17 protein-coding genes are annotated in these 23,437 nt (G+C 60.5%); 4 read left to right on the top strand and 13 right to left on the bottom strand.

The features are described from left to right. Window positions 1-138: 138 nt before the first annotated feature. The 5 genes from JOD69_RS20410 to JOD69_RS20430 form a co-directional block, all read right to left on the bottom strand. Entirely contained in the window at window positions 139-588 is a 450-nt protein-coding gene (locus JOD69_RS20410; RefSeq protein WP_139840994.1) for a CBS domain-containing protein, read from the bottom strand. 132 nt (window positions 589-720) lie between these two features. Beyond that, window positions 721-1,047, bottom strand: coding sequence for a hypothetical protein (locus tag JOD69_RS20415; protein ID WP_077731107.1), 327 nt, complete (start codon window positions 1,045-1,047; stop codon window positions 721-723). 739 nt (window positions 1,048-1,786) lie between these two features. Continuing rightward, a complete protein-coding gene (locus tag JOD69_RS20420) occupies window positions 1,787-2,098 on the bottom strand; it encodes an RNA-binding protein (RefSeq protein WP_077731106.1) in 312 nt (103 codons plus the stop codon). A gap of 29 nt (window positions 2,099-2,127) precedes the next feature. Further along, window positions 2,128-2,433, bottom strand: a complete 306-nt coding sequence (locus JOD69_RS20425; RefSeq protein WP_086133287.1) for a hypothetical protein — start codon at window positions 2,431-2,433, stop codon at window positions 2,128-2,130. A 35-nt stretch (window positions 2,434-2,468) separates the two neighbouring features. Then, window positions 2,469-3,722, bottom strand: a complete 1,254-nt coding sequence (locus tag JOD69_RS20430) for a DEAD/DEAH box helicase (RefSeq protein WP_086133288.1) — start codon at window positions 3,720-3,722, stop codon at window positions 2,469-2,471. 739 nt (window positions 3,723-4,461) lie between these two features. Between JOD69_RS20430 and JOD69_RS20435 the strand changes: the two genes are divergently transcribed. Both JOD69_RS20435 and JOD69_RS20440 read left to right on the top strand, forming a co-directional pair. Further along, window positions 4,462-5,886: a UDP-N-acetylglucosamine-peptide N-acetylglucosaminyltransferase gene (locus JOD69_RS20435; protein WP_086133289.1), complete on the top strand. Its 1,425-nt coding sequence runs from the start codon at window positions 4,462-4,464 to the stop codon at window positions 5,884-5,886. Between the two features lie 933 nt (window positions 5,887-6,819). Continuing rightward, the gene (locus tag JOD69_RS20440) at window positions 6,820-9,897 is read left to right on the top strand and encodes a transglycosylase domain-containing protein (RefSeq protein ID WP_086133290.1); all 3,078 of its coding nucleotides are present in this window, start codon (window positions 6,820-6,822) and stop codon (window positions 9,895-9,897) included. Window positions 9,898-9,940: 43 nt separating this feature from the next. Here the strand turns inward: JOD69_RS20440 and JOD69_RS20445 are convergent, their stop codons facing one another. Further along, on the bottom strand, window positions 9,941-11,566 hold the full coding sequence (locus JOD69_RS20445) for a phosphatidylserine/phosphatidylglycerophosphate/cardiolipin synthase family protein (protein ID WP_168183733.1): 1,626 nt from the start codon (window positions 11,564-11,566) through the stop codon (window positions 9,941-9,943). Window positions 11,567-11,846: 280 nt separating this feature from the next. Between JOD69_RS20445 and JOD69_RS20450 the strand changes: the two genes are divergently transcribed. After that, on the top strand, window positions 11,847-12,020 hold the full coding sequence (locus JOD69_RS20450) for a hypothetical protein (RefSeq protein WP_168183734.1): 174 nt from the start codon (window positions 11,847-11,849) through the stop codon (window positions 12,018-12,020). A gap of 63 nt (window positions 12,021-12,083) precedes the next feature. Here JOD69_RS20450 and JOD69_RS20455 read toward each other — a convergent pair whose 3' ends face one another. The 4 genes from JOD69_RS20455 to JOD69_RS20470 form a co-directional block, all read right to left on the bottom strand. Beyond that, window positions 12,084-13,358: an endonuclease/exonuclease/phosphatase family protein gene (locus tag JOD69_RS20455; protein WP_210024189.1), complete on the bottom strand. Its 1,275-nt coding sequence runs from the start codon at window positions 13,356-13,358 to the stop codon at window positions 12,084-12,086. Between the two features lie 93 nt (window positions 13,359-13,451). Continuing rightward, on the bottom strand, window positions 13,452-14,273 hold the full coding sequence (locus JOD69_RS20460; protein ID WP_077731099.1) for a nucleotidyltransferase family protein: 822 nt from the start codon (window positions 14,271-14,273) through the stop codon (window positions 13,452-13,454). An 8-nt stretch (window positions 14,274-14,281) separates the two neighbouring features. Beyond that, on the bottom strand, window positions 14,282-15,082 hold the full coding sequence (locus JOD69_RS20465) for a metallophosphoesterase (protein ID WP_077731098.1): 801 nt from the start codon (window positions 15,080-15,082) through the stop codon (window positions 14,282-14,284). Between the two features lie 221 nt (window positions 15,083-15,303). Next, the gene (locus tag JOD69_RS20470; RefSeq protein WP_077731097.1) at window positions 15,304-18,348 is read right to left on the bottom strand and encodes an MASE1 domain-containing protein; all 3,045 of its coding nucleotides are present in this window, start codon (window positions 18,346-18,348) and stop codon (window positions 15,304-15,306) included. Window positions 18,349-18,867: 519 nt separating this feature from the next. Here JOD69_RS20470 and JOD69_RS20475 point away from each other — a divergent pair. Further along, complete coding sequence (locus JOD69_RS20475; RefSeq protein ID WP_086133294.1) at window positions 18,868-19,140, top strand: hypothetical protein; 273 nt, start codon at window positions 18,868-18,870, stop codon at window positions 19,138-19,140. 285 nt (window positions 19,141-19,425) lie between these two features. Here the strand turns inward: JOD69_RS20475 and eutC are convergent, their stop codons facing one another. The 3 genes from eutC to JOD69_RS20490 all read right to left on the bottom strand — a co-directional run bounded on the left by eutC (window position 19,426) and on the right by JOD69_RS20490 (window position 23,432). Further along, window positions 19,426-20,196 (bottom strand): ethanolamine ammonia-lyase subunit EutC, encoded by a 771-nt coding sequence (gene eutC / locus JOD69_RS20480; RefSeq protein WP_210024190.1) that lies wholly within the window; start codon window positions 20,194-20,196, stop codon window positions 19,426-19,428. Then, window positions 20,193-21,590 carry an ethanolamine ammonia-lyase subunit EutB gene (locus JOD69_RS20485; protein WP_210024191.1) on the bottom strand — a complete coding sequence of 466 codons (1,398 nt, stop codon included), beginning with the start codon at window positions 21,588-21,590 and terminating at the stop codon, window positions 20,193-20,195. The genes eutC and JOD69_RS20485 overlap by 4 nt, the downstream gene beginning before the upstream one ends. Window positions 21,591-21,953: 363 nt before the next feature. Continuing rightward, a complete protein-coding gene (locus JOD69_RS20490) occupies window positions 21,954-23,432 on the bottom strand; it encodes an aldehyde dehydrogenase family protein (RefSeq protein ID WP_245245709.1) in 1,479 nt (492 codons plus the stop codon). Window positions 23,433-23,437 lie beyond the last annotated feature (5 nt).

Below are 23,437 nucleotides of genomic sequence, written 5' to 3' on the forward strand. Positions count from 1 at the left end.
TCCGCCCGCCGAAAACGCGAGCCAATCCGCGCATGCAGTGCGGTCAGCTCCGCGTCCCACTGTCGTATCGAGTCTTGCATGGCAGTCTCCTCAGTCGATTACCATGCTTGTTAGACCTAAATAAATGCGGCTGTAGTACTAAGCCATGGCAGGTTCCGCGGTAGATTTTGGCTGAGAGACTTCCTTGAGCACTTCCGCCGTCTGCTGGGTCGGGGCACGCCGGGCGATATCCGCCTGGGAAACCATTCCGCAGCAGCGCCCGCTTCGATCGGCTACCGGCACACGCCGGATTCGATGTTCTTCCATCACCTTGCAGCAGTCTTCCAGCGAAGTTTCGGGTGTAACCGTCACGCACGGGGTGGACATGCATTCCCGTGCGGTCATGCCCATTGGATTCTTGCCCTGAGCCAAGCTGCGGCAGACGATATCGCGATCGGTGACGACGCCGACCAGCCGCATCGATTCCTCGTTCTCGACGACCGGTATCTCGCCGCAGTCGTGCCGTACCATCAGTCGTGCGATAGCTTCCAAATGGGTGTCCGGGGTACAGCAGACTGGGTTGGGGGTCATGATTTCTCTTACTTCCATGGGGTTTCCCTCCGTTCTCGGATTTTCATCATGCTGACGATCAAGAACCGCCTGCTTGCGGTCCGTAACAGTGGGACAGGGCGAGCCGACGAAGGTTCGGCACGCGTCGGCAGTTTGGGAGCGATCGGCCCCTCACGAGTGAAAGGGTTTTGAGGCGCGTCTCCGGCGCCCGACGGCCTCTTCCAATTGCTCGGGCGAGGACGGTTCGGCGCCGTTCGAGCATTCGGCATTCATCGGTGGGTTGAACGGAGCAGACCTGGAACGGGAAGCGGAGCCGAAATGATAATGACGAGGGGGCGTGATCAGCGGATTTCTACCCTGCAATCTTTCGACGAGACCTAGGAGACGGTTAAGTCTGGCGCGGTTTCCCTGGGGATCGAGATAGATCATGTCGGCTGCATCCAATAAGCGTTGAATCAATTCCGGATGGTGGCACAGGCGATATTTTCTAGTCGCCATCGTTTCCCTCTGATTTCAAGATCTCATGTAAAAAACTGGCACCTAGTCTCTAGGTGCCGTCGATATTCGGAATTTCGGCTAGAAGGAGACCCACTCTGGTCGGAGGGGCTAGGAAAAGTTAAGGAAGCTCTGAACAAGTGGATTCCGTTCATGCCCTTCGACTTGGCTCAGGACAGGCCTGTCGAAGGACTTAATCAGAGCTTCCTTAACCTCTGCGGGGCTCCGACTTTCCGCCGAAGAACACTTGTGTGAGGAAGGTTCCCACGCCGGCATATTCGGGATAGCGACCGCGCCATGGGGGCTGCACCGGATGGTCAACCGTCACTGTCGATCTAGGCGTGAACCAACAGTAACACTTTCAATTTGAAATGAATTTGACATCAGTCACGAAATCTCCGTTTGACCGCCGCCATTAGCGGAGATCTACGTAAGAGCTCGCACGTATTTTTTTCGGCCGAAGCTCGGCGCTTAAATAAATCGCACTCGAAAGGGCGGTAGGGAAGCGGCATTCGAGCACAGAAATAGGGATGTCGCGTCGCCCCCCAGGAAGGGATAGGCCGACATCCCGCTAATTCATGTTACCACTGGCAACTGACCCGGCTAGCGGAAAAGCGAAGGGTTAAGGTTTTTATATTTCGATGGCAAAAAAGGCCGGCGGCGCGATGGCGCAGATCGGCCTTTTTTATGCGTTGATCTTTGTCGGCCGGGATAACGGCCGGCTTCCAGGCCGAAGCGGTTTTTAGTACCGGCGTCCACCCCCGAAACCACCGCGACCACCGCCAAAGCCGCCGCCGGATCTTTCCTCTCGCGGACGCGCTTCGTTGACGGTCAGACTGCGCCCGTCGACATCTTTGCCGTTCAGGGCGGAAATGGCGGCCTGAGCCTCTTGGTCGTTGCTCATTTCAACGAATCCGAAGCCTTTGGAGCGGCCGGTGTCGCGGTCCATGATGACATTCGCGGAGTCCACCGCGCCGTGCGTGGCGAACATCTCTTCGAGATCGCGGCTGCTCACGGTGTAGCTCAGATTGCCGACGTACAATTTCTTGCTCATAAAAAACTCCTAAAAGGAAAAATAAAAAATCAAAAGGATGGCTGCCGATACGGTCGATCAGCCGTTAAACGACGCCTTTTGCCGCCGCTTCGCCCACGGGGACGCTCTTCGCTGATACGAAGACAGTTGCCGCGCTGGGCGTACCTTTTCAGGACACTGATCGCGGCGCGGGCCTCGCGGCCCTTGATTTCAACGAGGCCGAAACCGGGGCAGCGGCCGCCGGAAGTGAGCCTTGCCAGTTCCATAGCCCGCACTCGGCGGTGCTGGCCGAACAAACCGGTGAATTCGTTTTCGGTGAAGTCGGACGGCGAATCGCCGGCATAGATTCCCTGCATTAATCGGTCTCCTCTCGGTAGCGCTCAGCGAGGTATCAAAGTGCGCGGCGAGGCGGGTTTGCAGTGCGATGGCGCGTATTCGCGCGGGCATTTGGACGCGGCATGGGCTTCGGCGGCGTGCGCGGAACCGCCTGCTCTGTCGTCATGGTCGACAGGATTTCTTCCGGCACCGGGTGGGCGGGCAATCGCCGACCGAGCAGGCGCTCGATGTCCCGCAACTGCGGAGCCTCATCCCTGCATACGAGCGAAACCGCGGCGCCGTCCGCGCCCGCACGGCCGGTGCGGCCAATGCGGTGCACGTAATCCTCGGGAACGTGCGGGAGTTCGTAGTTGACCACATGGGGAAGCTGCTGAATGTCCAGGCCGCGGGCGGCGATGTCGGTGGCCACCAGAATCTGCACGCGGTCCGCCTTGAAATCGGCCAGAGCCTGGGTCCTCGCGGACTGGCTCTTGTTTCCGTGAATCACCGCGACGCGAAAACCATCCCGGTCGAGCTGCTCCGCCAACTTGTTGGCGCCGTGCTTGGTTCGAGTGAAGACCAGGGTCTGACCCCAGCGCCCGCTGGTGAGAAGATGAGCGAGCAATACCTGCTTTCCCGTCTTCGGCACGTGATAGATCGACTGACTGACCATCTCGGCCGGCGCATTGCGCGGTGCCACCTCGATGCTCAGAGGCTGATGCAGGAGCCTCGCCGCAAGCGTGCGGATGTCATCGGAGAAAGTTGCGGAAAACAAGAGGTTCTGGCGGACTTTCGGCAGTAATCCCAGGATACGCCTGATGTCATGGATGAACCCCATGTCGAGCATGCGGTCGGCCTCGTCCAGCACGAGATACTCGATTCCGGCGAGGTTTGCGTGTTGCTGAGCTATGAGGTCCAGCAGACGTCCGGGGGTAGCGATCAGAAGATCGGCGCCCCGGCGCAGAGCGGCCACCTGCGGCTGAAACCCTACGCCGCCGAAAATTACCGCCGTCCGGATCCCGGTGTATCGGCCATAGATGCGCACGCTTTCGCTGACCTGCGCGGCCAATTCGCGGGTAGGCACCAGAACCAGCGCTCTAGGGGAGCGGTCCGGTCGATGATGGGTTCCGCTGCTTTCCGTCAAACGCTGCAGCAAAGGCAGGGTGAAGGCGGCAGTCTTGCCGGTTCCGGTTTGGGCCGCGGCGAGCAAGTCCCGGCCGTCGAGTACGGCGGGAATCGCCTGGGCTTGAATAGGCGTGGGGGCCGCATAGCCTTGTTCGGCCACGGCGCGCAAAAGGGCCTTGGAAAGCCCCAGAGAAGTAAAAGCCATTATCTTTTTTTCCTGGCTCTGGCCTGCCGCGTGAAACGCACGGCACCGGTTGAGCGTGAGCGATTGGGTTGAGGTGACCACAGGGTCGTCCGAAACGGACGCACCGCGTGCGGTTTGCAGGAGGAGGCGGGATTAACAGGTGCCTCGCGGCATGGACTGAGTGGGAAATTCCGTATCCTCGTGGCGAAGACCGGTCTTCAGCCGCGACAAACTAGCGTCAGGATACGCGCATTCTTCGGAATAACCTAATTAAATTTATTTCGCCCGTCTTCTGGACATTTCTCCGCCGAAAGCGCACTGTTCTAAGACCAAGGACAATTCGTACAGGAATGCTAGGGATCATTCGGAATGCCTTGGGCAAGCCTCCTCGGGCAGGCTGATGGCGAACCAAACTTCAGAGGTCGAGATGCTATCCACGAGTTCAACACCCTGCGATTCTTCTCTCACGGCCAGCAACTTCCAACAAACCTGCGGGTTTTGCGGCTGCGTGTTCCGTGTGGAAATCACGTGGCGAATATCCTATTCATATTCCTCCAAGGCCCTTCAGGACACACAAACTTATTCCTGCCCGGAGTGCCGGAGGGATTCCCAAATCAAAACGTCTACGGAGCCGCGTGTGAGCTTGATTTCAAGACGCACCGATGGCCGCAAGGGTCCCTGTCCGCTTAAATAAGGAGCTCAGCGCAAGACCGATGTATCTTTCGGCGGGTATCGGCGCCGGTTCCAGAGTGAAAACCCCATGAAGTTCTACGACTTGAGCCGACGCATGTGCGAGTGGGAGCGTCTCGACGAATGGCGCGGAAAGATACGAGCCATCCTCGCGAAAAGCGAGACAGGGATGATTTCGCCGTTTCACTTGCTGTCCCTGCCCGGCATGAGCGCGGGCGAGCAGCGCGCGTGTGCCGATCTCTGGATGAAGACGCGCATCGAGGCGTCCGCTGCGGAGCGGGCCGATCTGGCGTTTACGTTCCGCTCGGCGGCGAGGCCGAAAATACGTTTGGGGTACCTGTCCTGCGATTTTCACGAGCATGCCACGTCGCTGCTGCTGGTGGAGTTGCTCGAATCCCACGACCGGGAGCGCTTCGAGGTATTCGCCTATTCATACGGCCCGGACGACGGCAAGGGCATGCGGGAGCGCCTCAAGAAAAGCTTCGACCGATTCGTCGACATCCAGACTTTGTCCACGTCCGAGGCCGCCCAGGCGATTCATCAGGACGAAGTGGACATTCTCATCGATCTCAAGGGCTATACCCAGGCTACCCGCACCGCCATTCTTACCTTCCGCCCGGCGCCCATCCAGGTGAATTACCTGGGGTATCCCGGAACCTTGGGCGGCGAATTCTGCGACTACATCATCACCGATCCGTTTCTGACGCCGCCCGGCAGCGCGGACGACTACAGCGAAGCCTTCGCGTACCTGCCCAACACCTATCAGCCTCACGGCCGCCAAAGCCCGATAGGGGTTCGGCCCACGCGCGCCGAGGCCGGATTGGCAGAACAGGGATTCGTGTTTTGCTGTTTCAACCAGGCTTACAAAATAACGCCGGACGTTTTCGACATCTGGTGCAGGCTGCTTGCCGACGTGCCCGGAAGCGTGCTCTGGCTGCTTAAGAGCACACTGGCGGAAGGCAATCTCAGAAATGAAGCCTATCAACGCGGGATCTCGCCGGATAGGCTCGTTTTTGCGGATGACAAGCCGCAGGTCGAACACCTGGGCCGCCTGGGGCTCGCTGACCTGGTGCTGGACACGCTGCCCTACAATGCGCACACGACGGCCAGCGACGCACTGTGGGCCGGCGTCCCCCTGGTGACCTGCGCGGGCGAAACCTTTCCTTCGCGGGTGGCGGGGAGTCTCTTGCACGCGATCGGTTTGCCCGAGCTGATCGCCGACGATCTCGAAAGTTACTACGACCTGGCGTTCGATCTGGCCACCCGCCCGGAGCATCTATCCCGAATCAAACACAAACTTGCCGCGAATCGGCTTAGCGCGCCGCTGTTCGATATCCGGGCTTATACGGGCCATCTGGAAGGCTTGTTCGAAGCGATGTGGCAGCGGTATCGCGATGGCGAGACGCCGGCGCTCATAGGGGAGACAACCGATTGGCATGGCTGGTCATTCCGGCCTCACGGAGAGACGACGCCGTCGGAATGCGAAAGGGCGTGAAGCTCACGCAATATTCCACTTAAATTTCTCAAGAAGTATGTTCATGAAAAAGCAAGAGAAAACCTATCTTCAGTCTTCCAAGTACCGATGTCCTTTGTGCAAGCAAATGGTTTTGTCATCCGACTACCTATTCTTGCGTCGGCGGTCCGCAAGCGGTGCCTGGACCATCGTCGAGTGTTGCCGGAAGTGCAAGGATTCCGGTTGTTAGGAGGTTTCGGCATCTGAAACGGGGCGGCGTGAAACCGATTAGGCTTTTATCGTTTGCCTTGCGGTCCTTTCGTGTCGGTGGGCGTCGGTCTTTCGCTTAAGGAAAACTAAAGCAAATAACCAAAGCCCGATGCCTCCGCCGTCCCTCTTCAATGCTTTCCGCCGGGTACGCGATAACGTCGATTTTCCGGCTTTCGGATTCTTTTCTGAAGCGACAAAATAAGCTCGGAGACAGTCGCAGACTGTCCGAGGGGGCTGATTCACGAGGCTTTCCGATTTTCGCTTCATGCGGCGGTACATGGGACACGTCGATTTGACACCCTTTTGGATATCCCGCGCTATGTCCTGCTCGGATCGGCAATGATGCGCAAAGACTTTGTCGGCTGAATCGGCGGATTGCACGCAACCGGTGGGTTGTAGACTGGCTGGAGTCGGCCAATCTGAGCCCAGGACATGAAACGTCGCACTCCCGTAGAATCTACCGCGGACCCCATTGGCATCGAATGGAAACTTGTCTTGCAATCGCGGCGCACGCACGATATTCGCGGCGCCCTGTTTGGGGCTATTATTTTGGTTAATTCGGGGCAGGGTTTCCTTAGCGCGGCGACAAGCCGCGTGAGCCAAGGTCGGGCCTGTACCGGCCTTGGCGGCGGCCCGTAAATACCAGGAGGGTATGTACGGGCCTGATTGATAAATTCTTGGCGGGCGGGAGGACCTTTAGCTTATATGAGCCAACGCAGCGGCGCACTGTTCAGGATCACCGTTTGGAGCACGGCCGGGGCATTGCTGGCGCTCACTGCCATTTACATCTTCCAGGAAATCAAGACATCGGATTTCCAATCACGCTATTTCTCTTCGATCGACGAGCATCTGCGCTTCCAGGTGGAGCCGGGAGGTAGCGCCGCCATCCGCTATCCGAGCGCCGGGCCCTACGATGAACGGCTCGGGTACACGGCCCTTCCGAGCTTTCAGCAGCGTCTCCGGAACCTCGGCTTCTCCATAACCGCGCAGGCACGGTTTTCGCCGGAATTGCTGCGTGTGGTCGACAAGGGCTTTTATGCCACCTATTTCGAGAAGATCCAGGCCGGTCTCACGATCTTCGATCGCGATAGCGAAGTCCTGTTCAGTAAAACCTACCCCACCCGAATTTATCCCGATTTCGACGCCATACCGCCATTGGTGATCAAAACCTTACTCTTCATCGAGAACCGGGAATTGCTCGATGACCGTTATCCGCACCTCAATCCTGCGATCGAGTGGGACCGCTTCGCGCGGGCGACCATGGAGCTGATCGCACGCAAGCTCGGAGCCGACATCAACGTGGCCGGCGGCAGCACACTCGCCACCCAGATGGAGAAATACCGCCATTCCCCCGGCGGCCGTACGGACAACCCCATGGAAAAGCTGCGGCAGATGAGCAGCGCCTCGCTGCGCGCTTACCTCTTAGGCCCCGACACCCGGAAGGCACGGCGCGGCATCGTTCAGGCCTACCTGAATTCCATGCCGCTCGCCGCCGTACCGGATTCCGGCGAAGTGCACGGACTCGGCGATGGTTTGCAGGCATGGTTCGGATCGGATTTTGCTGCGGTGAACCAGTTACTCGGCGCCGCGAACCTGTCCACCGGCGAGGGGATCACCGCGGAACAGGCGCTGGCCTATCGCCAGGTGTTGTGCCTCCTGCTGGCGCAACGTCGCCCCGCGTATTATCTCCTGGCAGGGCGTGCCGACCTGGAGAACCTGGCCGACAGCCATCTGCGCGTGCTGGCCGCGCAGGGGGTCATCCCAACGGCGCTGCGCGATGCCGCGCTGAGCGTGTCAGGCGCTACGAGCGTCCAGGCCAATCTGACGCCCGCGGCACCCCTCATCGATCGGAAGACCGAAAGCGTATTGCGCGCCCGGCTTGCCACCGCCTTGGGTGTGAGCCGGATCTACGACCTTGACCGGCTCGATCTGACCGCCCGCTCGACCATCGATTACGACATTCAGCAGGCGGTAGCCCAGGCTTTGCGCAGATTGCGCGAGCCCGAGCAGGCGCGTGCCGCAGGGGTTTTGGGTTTTCGGCTCCTCAGCACCGACAGTGATTTTGGCGAGATCGTTTACAGCTTCGTTCTGTACGAGCGCAGCAGCCAAGGAAACCTGTTGCGGGTGCAGGCCGACAACAACGAGCAGCCGCTCGATGTGAACGAGGGCATCCGGCTGGACCTCGGTTCGACCGCCAAGCTGCGCACCCTGGTGCATTACCTGGAAATCATCGCGGAACTTTATGACCAGTATGCCGGCCAACCGAGCGAGACCCTGCGCCGGGCCGAGATTCACCCGCGCGATCATCTGTCGCGGTGGGTTGTCGATCAGCTTCTTGCGAACCGCAAGATCGGGTTATCAGCCATGCTCGAGGCGGCGCTGGAGCGCCGCTACTCGGCCAGCCCGGGAGAGGCTTTTTTTACCGGCGGCGGGCTACACACTTTCGCCAATTTCAATAAGGACGATAATTCCAAGATTATGTCCCTGCGCGTGGCACTGCAGGAATCGGTGAACTTGGTCTTCATCCGGCTCATGCGCGACGTGGTCTACTACCACCTGTATAAGCCCGATGGCGTGGCACGCTGGATGGACGCGAAGGACAGCGAAAAGCGGCAGCAGTATCTGGAGCGCTTCGCGGACCAGGAAGGGAAAGCGTATCTGCGCCGCTTTTATGCCAAGTACCGGAACAAAACCCCTCAGGAAGCCCTGGATATCCTAACCGGGAGCGTGCACCCCGTTCCCAAACGGCTGGCCACCGTATATCGCTCGGTCTACCCGCGTCGCGACGTTGCCGCTCTTCGGGATTATTTGCAGGCGCACCACGTGGGCCAAGGCCTATCCGCCGAAGACATCACGGACCTTTACGAAAAATACTCCACGGAGCGCTTCGACCTGCAGGATCGCGGGTATATCGCGCGTATCCATCCCCTTGAGCTTTGGTTGGTGAGCTATCTGGTCGAGCATCCGAACGCCACCCTTGGCGAGGTCGTCGGCGCCAGCGCACAGGAGCGTCAACAGGTGTATCGCTGGCTATTCAAGACCAGCCGCCGTTACGCGCAAGACAAGCGCATTCGCACCTTGCTGGAGAACGAGGCTTTTGCCCAAATCCACCGGGCGTGGAAACGGCTCGGTTACCCGTTCGGGGCTCTGACGCCTTCCTATGCCAGCTCCATCGGCGCCTCGGGAGACCGTCCGGCCGCACTCGCCGAATTGATGGGCATCCTGTTGAACGACGGCGTGCGCCTCCCGATGGTACGCTTCGACGCCTTCCACTTCGCAGCGGATACGCCTTACGAGACACTCATGCAGCTGACGCAGGCACAAGGCCGACGGGTGTTGTCGCCGGAGGTGGCGGCGGCTGCGCGCAGCGCCCTGATCGATGTCGTCGAGCGCGGCACTGCGATACGGGTCAAAGGCGTGTACAAGGGCCCCACGGGTACGCCCCTCGTCATGGCCGGCAAAACCGGGACGGGGGATCATCAACGCGAGATTTTCGGACCCGGCGGACGGCTGATCGCAACACAGGTCATCAGTCGTACGGCGACATTTGCCTTCATGCTGGGTGATCGCCACTTCGGAACAGTGACTGCGTACGTGACCGGACCCGCCGCCGCGCGTTATCGCTTCACGAGCGCCTTGCCGGTGCAAGTGCTCAAATCCCTCGAGCCAACGCTGACGCCGCTGATCGCGCGTGCCTATTCCGAGCCGCCGGAGTCTCGTCCTCACACTGTCACTGCCGCCACCGCCAAAGGCTTCGAGCCGGCGCCGATGACACAGCGATAGACCGTTTCCCCGAGGCTTTGGCTATACGGTTCCGAGCAGCACTTTAGAAGAACGAGCGTCCGCTCACGGCCGCCAGTCCGCGAACCAGCCACCGGTAGCGCCGGACGGCTGTCCAGTCGTCCCGCTCAAGGTGATCGTTCGGTCCGAAAGCGACGATTATCCGTCCTTCTTCGTCGCGGCTAGGGCGGCCCTCATCGTCGCGCGCGATGCGGTATTCGTAGGCGGTCGGCGGGCCCGCGGCGATAAGTTGTCGTCCCGTTTCCAGCAGTTTTTCGGCGAACCGGGCAGACCATACGGCGGCAACCAGTTCGCTGTTGAGGGCCATGCTGAGGGGGTCGAGGTTGTAAGTCCCCAACAGGCCGAGCTGATCGTCGATCACGGCGAACTTGCCGTGCAGATTATGGCGGTCCCCGGCGACGAACAGCCGCAGCGTCGGAACCCGCGCCAGGAGTTTCGGCCATTGCTCGAGGAAAAAAGCCTGGCTGAGGGGATTATCGCTGGACACGGGGCTGTTGGTGAGTACCGTGATTTCTACGCCGCGCCGAGCCGCATCTTCCAATACACTTACGGCTTGCTCCGAAAGCACCAAATACGGGTTGGCGACGAAAATCGATTTCTTGGCGCCGCGCACCAGCCGGCCAAGGCTGACTGTAATGGGATCGTCGGTTCTGATCAGGCGAGTGCGGCTGTCGAGAAAACGAACGGGCGCCTGCACCGATTCAGGGGCCGGTCTGGCCAGAGCGCCGTGGAGCATGGGACGAGCCTGAAGCTCGTCGATCCAGGGCAACCGGCGATCGCGAATCCGGGCTGACACGGCTTCGGGTATGGGTTCGCCCCGCAGCCAGTAATCCATAGCCTGGTAGGCGAGCAGCAAGTCACTGGTCGAATCGAGCAAGTCCACTGTTTCGCGGGTGACAGCATGAGCCTCTCCACCGTCGTATTGCGATTCGAACACGGCTTCGAGCACGGCTCCGGCCTCTCGTCCGGTCAATACCGCGTCCGCATCGCGAAACGCCTTGGGATCGAAGTTCAGGTCGGCAAAATACTCGGTCGCGATGTTCCGTCCTCCGATCAGGCCGTGAACGCCGTCCGCCAGGAGAATCTTGTCGTGGTCGCTGGCAACGATTGCCGCGGGATTCAGGGTGAGAAAGGCATCCTGGAAGCGATAGCGCAGCGGGCGGTACAGCTTTACGGTGACATTGGCCGTCTGTACCACTGTATCGAGGTAATCGTTCCCCTGGACGTCGCGCGACATCGTGGTGCCTATGGCGTCGAGCAGCACCCGGACCGTAAGGCCTTGACCGGCCTTGTGGACGAGATGGCCGAGAAAAGCGATGCCGAAGACATCCTGTTCCAGAATGAAATAGCTGATGTCGAGACGCTTTCGAGCGTTAGCCAACAGGCGCCAGCGTTCGACCCAGGCCATCACGTTATCGTCCAACAGGGTCACCTGGGACACGGTGGCGCCCTCGGCGGGCAAGGATTCGAAGATTTCGCGCATTGATCGATCCTCATCGTCGGGTCGCCCGGCATCCGTCGATGTAACGAGCGGATCGGGGAACTGGACGTCGAGCAGCAGATGACCGACCAGCCAGATCGCTATCACGCCGGCCAGAACAATTAAAACGATGCGGCCGAATCGATGGGTTCGGCGTCCATATCGATTCATGGTCATCCTTGCATTTTGCAGCGTATACCTCGTTGTTCCAATGAAACGGCGAAAAGGCGGGTTACGCGGGTATGCTAACCCGCCCTACCATCGTACTTCGAATGGCAAACGGGCGTTTTGCATATTATTAACCCGGCCTATAAATATAGGCCGGGTTAATCCGGGGCAGGGATGCCCCGGCGCGGCGACAAGCCGCGTGAGCCCAGGCCGGGCGTGTACCGGCCTGGGCGGCGGCCCGAAATACCAGGAGGGTATTTACGGGCCTGATTAATAGGATGCGATGCACGAAGGGACAAATCGGCAGGGCAAGACGCAACGCGACGAGGCCGATTTACTCGTCTCATCCATGAGACTCGCCCTTCGGGCCGTGCTTCCCACGTTCCAGTTCGCTCCCGGCGAACTGGTGCACGGTAAGTCCGCCCGTAGGGTGCCGGACCGGGATTGTCCGGCATGAGCCGCATCGATCGCGAACTTTTCGACATCCTCAAACCGGGGAGAAGGCAGACGATGCAACAACTTAGCCCCCGTCCTGAGGAGTATCCTTTGATCCTCCGCCGATGCCCGAGAGGATACTCACGAACCCGGTGTTCGTTTTCAGCCATTCGAGAACGCGGTGCTTGTCCGGAATGCGCTTCGGGACGTCGCAGTCGACGAGACGTGCCAGTTGGTGCTGACGCACGGCATCGTGCCAGCGGATGAAGGTCGACTTCGCTTCGGGCGTCAGCCAGCCGTAGGTGACCGACAGTCCGCGGTGATCGGATTCGTCGGCGCCGATCACCTGAACGGCTTGAGGTATCAGATCGGGTGTGGCGAACGATCCGTCCAGAGGCCATACCGGTGCAAGGGCCGGGAAGGTTGCCCAACCCGAAAAATCGTTGACGCCCTCGCGCGCTGCGACGACAACCCGCGCATCCGCGAGGTCGCCGCTGGTCAACACGTCGTGAGTGCGGTCGGCGGCGAAGTGAGGACGTTGGTATGTCAGGGCGGTCGGAACCGTGTTCATGTCGCCGAGGAGAATCGAAGTCCGGCCGGACTCGACGAACCGCTGCAGGAGATCGGCCGCCTGCGCTTCCCGGCGCGCGGGGTTGAAGGCCTCGAGGTGGGTAACCAGGAAGTCCACCGGCTGGCCGAAGAACCGAATGCGTAGGTGAAGCGCTCCGCGCGGCTCGTTCAAGATCCGGTCCAGAGCGCTCACCGGGAAAGCCGAGGCATAACTCGTCTTTTGCGTCTTTTCCAGAATCCGGGCATCCACGGCAAGCGCCGAGTGCCGGAACAGTACGGCGTTGCCGAAGCGGACCTCCAGGCCGGGTGTATCCCGGCGCCAGGTTTCGCCGCGTGCCACCGCGTAGGCATGGCCGGTGCGACGCTCGAGTTCGTCCGCCAGAAATGCGGCTTGATCGATCCAGCCGCTACGGCGCGAGCCGAAGTCCACTTCGTTAAGCGCGACGACGTCTATGGGCATTTCCGGTGATGCTCCCGCGATCCGGTCGGCAATGCCGGTGAGATTGCTTTCGACCTCCCGGCGGTCGGCAAAAACGCGCCAGCGAGGCCCGAGTCCGGAATGGAGGTTATACGTGACGACCCGGAGTTCAGGGAGGTCGCTACGGGTTTCCAGTTGCGGAAACGGGGCGGCATGCTCCCAGTCGGTCGACGGGACCGTGCAGGAAGACGGTGCGTCCGGACGCCCGAGTGTGCTGGCCAACTGATAGCCGTCCCAGAAATCGGTCAAGGTCGTCATGGTCAAAGCGCCGGACACGGCGGTCAATAGAGCGATTCGAAGAAGTCGGAACACGTATGGTTAGATAGCAAGAATGGACTGATTGCGCTGCCAGATCGCAGCATTCGACATCCGCGATGAACCGGGTATTCGGTCGATCATGCGGATTTATTCTTTGACATCGATGGCGGCCGTCCAGTGGGCAATGTTTTCGTGGGTCATTCGCCCCTTGGGTTGCAGGCGGGCGTCCTGGTAACCCCAGCGCATGATGTCGGTCAGATATTGTTCCCGTGAGAGCAGCGTACCCTGGCAGAGGCGCTCGGAAGGCGGTGCGCTGCGAAGCTCGTCGGCCAAAAGGGCCAGCAGCCGCTGCATCACCCAATCGGGAATGCGGCTTCTTTCGGCCGGGTAGATGAAGCCGAAAAGAACGAGATGGCTGAGCAGTACCCGCCAGTGGGCGCCGAAGCGGTCCATCAGCCTAGTCCAATTCAATCGGTCGGAACAGACACGGAGGATATGGGCGATGTCTGCGCCGTCGTAACGCTCCCGCTCCAGTACGAAGGATTTCGACCAGATGATTTCCTCTATCGGGCAAAGCAATACCGGCACGCCCAGTATGTCCCGTCGGGGGGCGTGCTCGAACCACGCTTCGTCGACGGCGCAAATGCCGTTTCCGGAACTGAAGATGATATCGATGAAGTATTCCCCGTAGTACGCCTTGGCGAGCCAGTGAGGATACGTGACGTCGGCTTGATAGCCCGCGCTTGCAAGAATTTCGATGATGCGATCCCGATCGTCGGGCCGCACGAAGATATCCAGATCCTTGGTGTGGCGCGAGATTCCGGTGTAGCACTCCAGTGCGTAGGCTCCTCCGACGAGAAACGGAACCCGGGCGTCGATTAAAAGCGTCAGCCCATGACAATAGAATGACCGCCCGGTCGGGTCGATCGGCGGTGGGCTGGTATCGGGCGCGGAAAACGGTGTGTCCATAAATATTGCTAGCCCTGTACGGGGTATGGTTTCTGGTTGAACGAGTGATGTTCCGTCTCGGCAGATGCTTCGACCGGAAGCTCGATCAGCCGGACCGGAGGTCGATCCGGAAAGGCGCGCCGCAGAAGCGGCAGGGCGACGTTGTAAACCGGAATATTGCCGCCGGTTTTTCCCGTGGGGTGTCCGCGATGGGCGTGCCCGTGAAACACCGCGGTTACCGAGTAACGATTCAAAGGTTCCTCGAGTCGGCTGGACCCCAGAAACGGATAGATTTCGACGGGTTCGCCCACAACCGTGGCTTTGACCGGAGCATAGTGAAGCAGGGCGATCCGATGCGGCATGCGCAATTTGGCGAGCGCCGACTCCAGCTTCAGTGATTCCTCCACGGTCTCGTGCACGAATCGCTTCAGCGTGCTTTCGCCCCATGGTTGCAGGGCATGCTCGCCGAAACCGCCGGCGAAGCCTTTGACACCGGCGAAGCCGATGCCATGCACTTCATGAGCGTCGCCATCGAGCAGGACGATTCCGGCATCGGAGAAAATATGCTGCACCTCGTGCACTTGGCCTGCTTCGTACTCGTGATTGCCGAGCACGCCGAGGATGGGAATCTTTACGCCGGCGGTCAGCTCCTTGACGAACAGCCGAGCCTCTTCCGCCCGTCCGTAGTCCACGATATCGCCGCAAAGCAACAAAATATCGGCGTTCTCGGAAACATAAGCACAAATGGTTTGAAGTATTCCCTGCGAGGACAGGGTGTAGTGAATATCGCCGACGGCCGCAATGCGGACCGTTTGTCTGTTCGAGGGCATGGCTGCTTATAGGTCTTGATTGCCGGAAGCCGGTGTCAATAAACCAAAGACAGCGATGCAGGGCAAAAGTGCCCACGCGAAGCAGGTTTGGCCCGCCTGATTTGGGAGGGGATTTCCGAGCTACTCGCCGGCGCAGGTCGGTAGGTCGGCAATCCTTTGCCGACGGATCTGCACGCCAACTCGTTTGTCGGGAAGGGATTCCCGACCTACTTGGCTAAGTCCTACTGCCGTGACGAATCGGCCGCGGCTGCGGCTTGTTCCGACGCAGGCGCTAAAGCGAGCGGTAGCTCGACGACGAACTCGCTGCCCTTGCCTGGACCGGCACTGAAAGCCTCTATGCGCCCGCCATGCAGTTCGACCAGGCGCCGAACCAAAGTGAGCCCGATGCCGAGGCCCCCTTGACTCCGGTCGAGAGAGCGCTCGCCCTGGATGAAGAGCTCGAAGACATGGGGCAATAGCTCGGGAGCGATGCCAAGGCCGGTGTCTCTGATACGGATGAGTGCCCGCTCTCCCTTGGCCTCGGTGCGGACCGAAATCGAGCCGCCTTCTTCGGTGTATTTCGCGGCGTTGTTCAAGAGATTGGCCACGACCTGGATCAGGCGGGTCGCATCCCCGACGATCAAGAGGGGTGCTGGTGCGACATCGACCGTTAGCCTGTGGCGCCGGGATTCGATCAAGGGCCGCGTCGCCTCGATCGCTCGCTCGACGACGGTATTGAGAGGTATGGGTTCCTTTCTCAGCGTCACCTTGCCCTGGGTGATGCGGGAAACGTCCAGCAAGTCGTCGACCAGGCGCGAGAGGTGAATGACCTGGCGGTCTATGATCTCCCTCGCACCCTGAAGCCTAGGCTCGTCGGCAGCGAGTTTTCGAATCAGCTGAGCGGCATTGCGTATCGGTGCCAGAGGATTGCGGAGCTCGTGGGCCAGCATGGCGAGAAACTCGTTTTTCCGTCGATCGGCATCGCGCAGCGCAGCCATGGCGCGGGCGCGCTCCCAAGCCATGGCGGTAAATAGGCAAAGCGTCCGCAGGAATTCGATTTCCTCCGGATCGAAATGCTCGCGCCGCGTACTCGCGAAGGAAAGCGTCCCGAGCGTACGGCCATCGCCCGCCATGAGCGGGTGGCAGGCATAGGCGCGCAAGCCCATGTTGCGAAGAAGGATGCTCTTGGGGTCGTTTTCGATGCGAGCGGTATCGGCGATCAGGGGAGTGCCCGTAGCGGCGACCGTGCCGCACATGGTGTCGCCGAGATCTAGCCTCTCCATGGCGGGAAGCAGCGCCTCGGAAATACCGTACGCAGCGATCAGGCGAAGGCTTCGGCCGTTCTCGTCAACCCGGTAGTTGAAACCTACGTCGGCATCGAGCAGGGCGTGTACTTTCTCGAAGACCATCCGGCTTAGTTCGACGTCGGTGGTTTGGCTGTCCAGCGCCGCACGGCTGATGGCCAGCAGCTCCGCCTGCCGTTCGTTATGGCGGCGCAAAGCCAATTCGGCCCTTTTGAGCTCGGTGATGTCTTGAGTGGTTCCGAATGCGCTCAGCACCTCACCTCGGTGGAATTCCAGCTCGGCTTTTTCGTGGACCCAGCGGATGTCCTTGCCGACCACGATGCGGTGTTCGATGTCGTAAGGCGTGCCACGGAGTGCCGCCTTCCATTGCCGGTCGACATATTTCCGATCGTCCGGATGGACGCAGCGGAGGAACGTCTGATAAGTCAGTGGCGTACCCTCGGGTATGCCGAAAATCCGATGGTTTTCGGCCGACCAGAGCAATTCGTTGCGCTGAACATTGAGCCGCCAGCTCCCGATCTTGCCGACCGCCTGGGCGCGGTTCAAATCGTGTTGGCTCCGCTGCAGCGCCTTTTCGGCCTCCTTGCGCACCGTGATGTCGTTGGCGATGCCGAGATAGCCGGTGATCGCCCCCTTTTCGTCGCGCATGACCGAAATCGAGACTTGGGCCGGAAACCGGCTGCCGTCCTTGCGGATCAGACTCCACTCCGTTTCGGTCGATCCGCAGGCTTCGATCAGCGTCGGCAAGAATTTGATGGACGATGTAGCGGGACGGCCTAGCGTATCGGCGAGCGCTTTCGCATGGGCCTCGAGCTCGGCGGGATCATGAAAGATCGCCGGCGTCTCCTTGCCGACGAGTTCTTCGGCGGAATAGCCGAGCGCTTTCGCCGCGGCTTTGTTGATGGTCTGGATGATGCCTTGCCTATTGACCGAGACGATGCAGTAATTGGCCCCGTCCAGAATCGCCTGCTGCAATCGGAGCGTGTCGCGCAAGGTTGCCGTGCGTTCGTCGACTTCCTTCTCGAGATGATTGCGGGCATCCTGCAACGCCGCCAGCGCTTGCCGCCACTGGTTCGCCAGGGCACCCAGCACAAGTACCGATATCGAGAACAGCACGACCAGGGACTGTACCAGGAGAGCCTGGACGGAAATCTCGAACTGCGCTCCCGCGAAAGCGCCTTGCCCCAGTGCCGTGTATCGCGCGGCGATGATTCCCAGGACGAGAATCGCGAACGAAACGCCGGGAATGCCGAAACGCACGCCTATCCAAAGCAGGGGTGGCATGATGACGTAGGTGAACGGAATGCGGTCGGTGAAAACAGCGAAGGTCAGTCCCGCGACCGACGCCAGGGCGGCTAGCGCTTCGATCCGCCTAGCGGGCGGCAGCTTGCGCCAATACGAGCGGGTAGCCGGCAGTGCGAGGCAAAGAGGAGCCGTCACCATGATCCCGGCGATGTCGCCGGTCCACCATGTGAGCCAGGCCGCAGCGAACGGTTCGCGGTCGACCAAAGCGATCGGCGCAGTCCCCGCCGTGGCGGCTATGGTCGCACTCAGCAAGGCTCCCAGTATGGTCAGCGCCACCACATCCTGTACCGTTTCCAGGCGTAATGGCATGCCGACCGTGCGTCCCAATAGCCATGCGCCCGTCAACGCTTCCATGGTGTTGCCGAGAGAAAAAGCGGCGGCAATTGCATAAGGCTGGTCGAATACCCATAGATTGACGCCGAAATTGACTGCGAGCGCCGTCATAACGAATGCCGGCCAAAGGGTCCGAGGACGGGTAGCGAGCGTAGATAGGTAAAACCCGCTAGGCAGCCAAAACGCGACAAAGTGGTAAGGCTTCGGGGAGATCCAGTGGCTGAGCAGAGCCAGACCGAAAAAGCAGACCGCAAACCCGAGCAGCGATCGGAACGACGGCCACCGCAGGGATGTTTCACAGCCTGATGAAAACCTTTCGCTTTGCATACTTACAGTAGTGTCCATACAATTCGACCAGTTCCATGGCGGTTTCTCTCAGGTCTCGATCGTTTTGGCGCGTCCCTTTCATCCTACGGATACCTTACGGCTTGCGCAATCCGCTGCTTACCGGAATCCGGCTAGAGCATTTTCCGATTCGGTGTCAGAGGGCCCGATAGTAGGTCGGCAATCCCTTCCCAATCGCAAACGGGCCTTTAATCGGCCCCTTCCAATCGCAAACGGTCGCTTTAGTCGCGACCCTTCCAATCGCAAACGGTCATCCGGGGAGCGCCCGAATGACCCTTCCAATCGCAAACGGCCGTCCTGGGAGCGCCAGGACGCCCCTTCCGGCAAGATCCTTTGCCGAGCCGATAAGACGGCAAGGGATTGCCGACCTACGTTCTTCCTGCCCGACACGAAGCCGTACACCGGGATGAAAAACGCTCTAGCCTTTCGGTCGACATCGCCGGTACATTGCCGGTAGCATGGTTTCGGTCGAATTTCCGGAAACATAGACAACTATCGAGACTCGGACAGGAGGGTCATATGGCGAAGATTACGGTAAAGAAGCTTACCGAATCCACTTTCGAGGTGACAGTGGAGGCGCAGGCCACGACGACGCACACGGTTACCGTGGATCCGGGATATGCCGCCAGGTTGACGGACGGAAGAGCGCCGGTCGAGCGACTGGTAAGCCGCTCGTTCGATTTCTTGCTGGAGCGGGAGCCCAATACCAGCATCCTGCGTCGCTTCGACCTGCCGGTGATCGGCCATTATTTCCCGGAATACGAGCGGACGATCAAGAACATGCTGGCCTGATCCGATTTACTCCAAATCGCTTTCAATCAGGCATTCATTTTGTAGATGGGTAGAGCGAAGCGAAACCCATCGATGGCGGGTTAGGCCGCGCGGCCGTAACCCACCGAGCGGCCTCGGACCTGTCCTGAGCCCAGTCGAAGGGTCGGTGGGTTATGCGGAGCCTGTCCTGAGCCCTTCGACGATGCTCAGGACAGGCTTGTCGAAGGGCCTGCCCCGAGCGGAGCCGAGGGGCTAACCCACCCATTAATGCTCACTCGAATGCCGAATGGAATTAGGCTGTCGCCGTCATTTTTTTAGGCCCAGCGGCTCGGGAGACGGCGGTAAAACCGTATCCAGCTCGTCCTTGAGCGCGACCCCGGAAATCCGGCGGCGCATGGCTTCCTCGGTCAGGTAGAGCAGTTTCGCGGCGGCGGCTTCGTAGCTCAATCCCTCCGGCGGACGGATATTGGAGATGCAGTTGCGCTGGGCGTCGGTACTGCCCGGCCGTGGCGCGTAGGTGAGATAGATGCCGAGGCTGTCGGCGGCGCTGAGCCCCGGTCGTTCGCCGACGACGATGACGGCCGCACGCGCGCCGAGGGTAAAACCGATTTCGTCCGACAGGGCCACCCGGCCGTTCTCGACCAGACTGATAGGCCCGACCCGGATGCGCCGTGACCGATATCGACCGATCACCGCCTCCAGCAGGGGCAGACCGTGCCGTTCGACGGCGGTGGATGACAGCCCGTTGGTGACGATCAATGCCACATCCATACCGCCGCCGTCCATGTCATCCAGCCGCGTGCGGGAACCGGAATCGAGAACGCGACCCCGATCGGGGCGACGGAGGTATTCGGCGCGACTTCGGATCGGCGTTCGCAAAATCAGACAATCTTCGCCCATTTCGCGCAAGCTTTCGGCGAACCCCTCGATGTCCCAAGGGAAGTGCACGGCATCCCGTGCTTGAGCGTGGGCGAGCTGAAAGTCGAGCAGGGCTTCGGTCGGAACGGCATGGCCCGCGCGTCCCAAGCCTATGCGGGCCTGGGTGAAACGCTTGAGGGCGAACCAGGGATCGGTCATGGGCTGTCCTCCGTCAGTGCGTCCATCGCATTGAGCAGGCGAGGGGGCATGGGACCGAGGCTCAGCGCATTGCGGCCGTCGAAAATGCCCATGCGGTCGAGCCATTCCTCGAATTCCGGGGCGGGCCGGAGCCCCAAAACCTTGCGAAGGTAAAGGGCGTCGTGAAACGAGGTGCTCTGATAGGCCAGCATGACGTCGTCGGCGCCGGGCACGCCCATGATATAGGTACAGCCGGCCACCGCCAGCAGCGTGATCAGATTGTCCATGTCGTTCTGGTCGGCTTCGGCGTGATTGGTGTAACACACGTCGCAGCCCATGGGCAGGCCCAGCAGTTTTCCGCAGAAATGATCCTCGAGCCCCGCGCGGATGATCTGTTTTCCGTCGTACAGATATTCCGGCCCGATGAAGCCCACCACGGTGTTTATCAACAGCGGCGAAAACGCGCGGGCGACGGCGTAGGCCCGCGCCTCGCAGGTCTGCGCATCGATGCCGTGGTGAGCGTCCGCAGACAGGGCGCTGCCTTGGCCCGTCTCGAAATACATCAGATTGTCGCCCAGCGTGCCGCGTTTCAGCGACAGCGCCATTTCGCGCGCCTCGCGCAGGAGGGAAAGATCGATGCCGAAGCTCCGGTTCGCGGCTTCGGTCCCGGCGATGGACTGGAACACCAGGTCCACCGGCGAACCGCGCCGCATCAAGTCCATGGTCGTCGTGACATGGGCGAGCACGCAGGACTGGGTGGGGATGTCGTGCTCGACGATGATCTCGTCCAGCAGGCGGAGCAGGGTGTCGATGTTCTTCGGACTATCTGTCGCGGGATTGATGCCGATAACGGCATCTCCGTTGCCGTAGAGCAGCCCATCCAAAATGCTGGCTGCGATGCCGCGCGGGTCGTCGGTCGGATGGTTCGGCTGCAATCGCGTGGAAAGCCGTCCCGAGAGGCCGATGGTGTTCCGGAACCGCGTGGTGACCGTGCAGCGCTTGGCGACGGCGATCAAATCCTGGTTGCGCATGATCTTAGATACCGCGGCGGCCATTTCCGGCATCAGGCCCGTGCGAATCCTCGCGATGGCTTCGTCGGCGGTGGTGTCGGAAAGAAGCCATTCTCGAAACTCGCCGACCGTCAGCGCCGAGATGGGCGCGAACGCGGCATTATCGTGCGTCTCGAAGATCAACCGGCTGACCTCGTCCTCTTCAGGCGGAATCAGCGGTTCTTCGAGGAAGCGGCACATGGGAACCTCGGCCAATACCCGTTGCGCGACGGCACGCTCCTCCTCCGACTCGGCCGCAATTCCGGCCAGTTCGTCCGCTGAGCGTAGGGGCGACGCCTTCGCCAGCAAAGTCTTCAGATCGGCGAAGGCATAGCCGCGTCCTTGGATGCTTGCGGTGTATTTCATGGTGGTTCCAATTTCCTTCTCGTTTCCATCCTAATCCTTAATGCTGTTAAGACACCTTTGTCGGCAAGGGATTGCCGACCTACCAAGCTTGCACGCACCACGCCGGAGTAGGTCGGGAATCCCTTCCCGACGCCTTCTGCCGCCTCACGTGGCAGACGATTTCGTCGGCACAGGATTGCCGACCTTCAACTGGCTTTCGATAGTTCCGCTGCCTTGCCTGGTGGGTTACGGCGCGCGGAAACACCATGGGAACTTTCCAGACTCGGTGCGATGCGCGCCTAACCCACCCTACAGCCGCGATAATGTCGTAGGGTGGGCAAAGGCCGATAGGCCGTGTCCACCGGAATTTGCTGGGCGTTGCCTCTACAGCGCCACGGTAACGGTCTTGACCTCGGTATAGTTCTCCAGGGCATAACTGCCGAGTTCGCGCCCGATGCCGGACATCTTGAACCCGCCGAAAGGAGCGGCCGTGTCGAAGATATCGTAGCAATTGATCCATACCGTTCCCGCCTTCAGTTCGGCCGCCAGGCGATGCGCCTTGCTGATGTCCTTGGTCCACACCGCCGCCGCCAGTCCATACATGGTGCGGTTGCCGTGTCCGATGACCTCGTCCACGTCCTTGAACGGAATCATCGACAGCACCGGCCCGAAGATTTCCTCGCGCGCGATTTTCATGTCCTCGCCGACATCGGCGAAAATCGTGGGCTCTATGAAAAAGCCCCGGCTGCCGATGCGGTTGCCGCCGGTCAGAAGCTTGGCGCCTTGTTCCTTGCCGGAGCGGATATAGCCCATGATCTGATCGAACTGCTCCTGGCTGACCTGCGGTCCCTGGGTAGTTTTCGGATCGAACGGATCGCCCACGACCTGCTTGCGGGTGCGCTCGACCAGCCTTGCGGCGAAGTCGTCGTAAATCTTTTTCTCGACGAAAACGCGGGAGCCGGCGCAGCAGCACTGACCCTGATTGAAGAAGAGTCCCAGGAATACGCCCTCGAGCGCCGCGTCCAGATCGGAATCGGCGAACACGATGTTCGGGCTTTTCCCGCCGAGTTCCAGCGTGACGCGCTTCAGATTGGAACGGCCGGCGGCCTGCATGATGAGCTTGCCCACTTCGGTCGATCCGGTGAAAGCCACCTTGTCGATGTCCATGTGCTCGGCGACCGCGGCTCCGGCGGTTTCGCCGAATCCCGGCACGATGTTGATGACGCCTTCCGGAATGCCGGCTTCGAGAGCCAGTTCGCCCACCCTGAGCGCGGTCAGCGGCGTCTGCTCGGCGGGCTTGAGCACGATGGTGCAGCCGGCCGCGAGAGCCGGGCCCCACTTCCAGGCCTGCATCAGCAGCGGAAAATTCCACGGAATGATTTGCCCCACCACGCCGACCGGCTCATGACGGGTGTAGGTGAAGAAGGGGCCGTTGATCGGAATGGTCTTGCCCTCGATCTTGTCCGCCCAGCCCGCGTAGTAGCGGTAACACTCGATGGTCAGCGGCAGGTCGGCCGATTTGCTTTCGGTGATCGGTTTGCCGTTGTTGAGCGTTTCCAGCGCCGCCAGTTCGTCGAAGTGCTTCTCGATCAGGTCCGCCAGGCGGTACAGGCAACGTCCCCGTTCGCGCGCGTTCATCTTCCGCCAGGGGCCTTCCTCGAACGCCTTGCGGGCGGCGCGAACGGCCTTGTCCACGTCCTCGCGGTCGCCTTCCGCGACGCGGGCGATCACCTCGCCGGTCGCCGGGTTGAGCGTTTCGAAGGTCTTTCCGCTGGCCGAATCGATCCACTTGCCGTCGATCAGCATTTTCGTTTGAGAGATCTTGATCTGGGACGGGTTGATCTGTTTTGGTTCCGCACTCATCTGCA

It is taken from the genome of Methylocaldum sp. RMAD-M (genome assembly GCF_017832375.1).
Lineage (GTDB): Bacteria > Pseudomonadota > Gammaproteobacteria > Methylococcales > Methylococcaceae > Methylocaldum.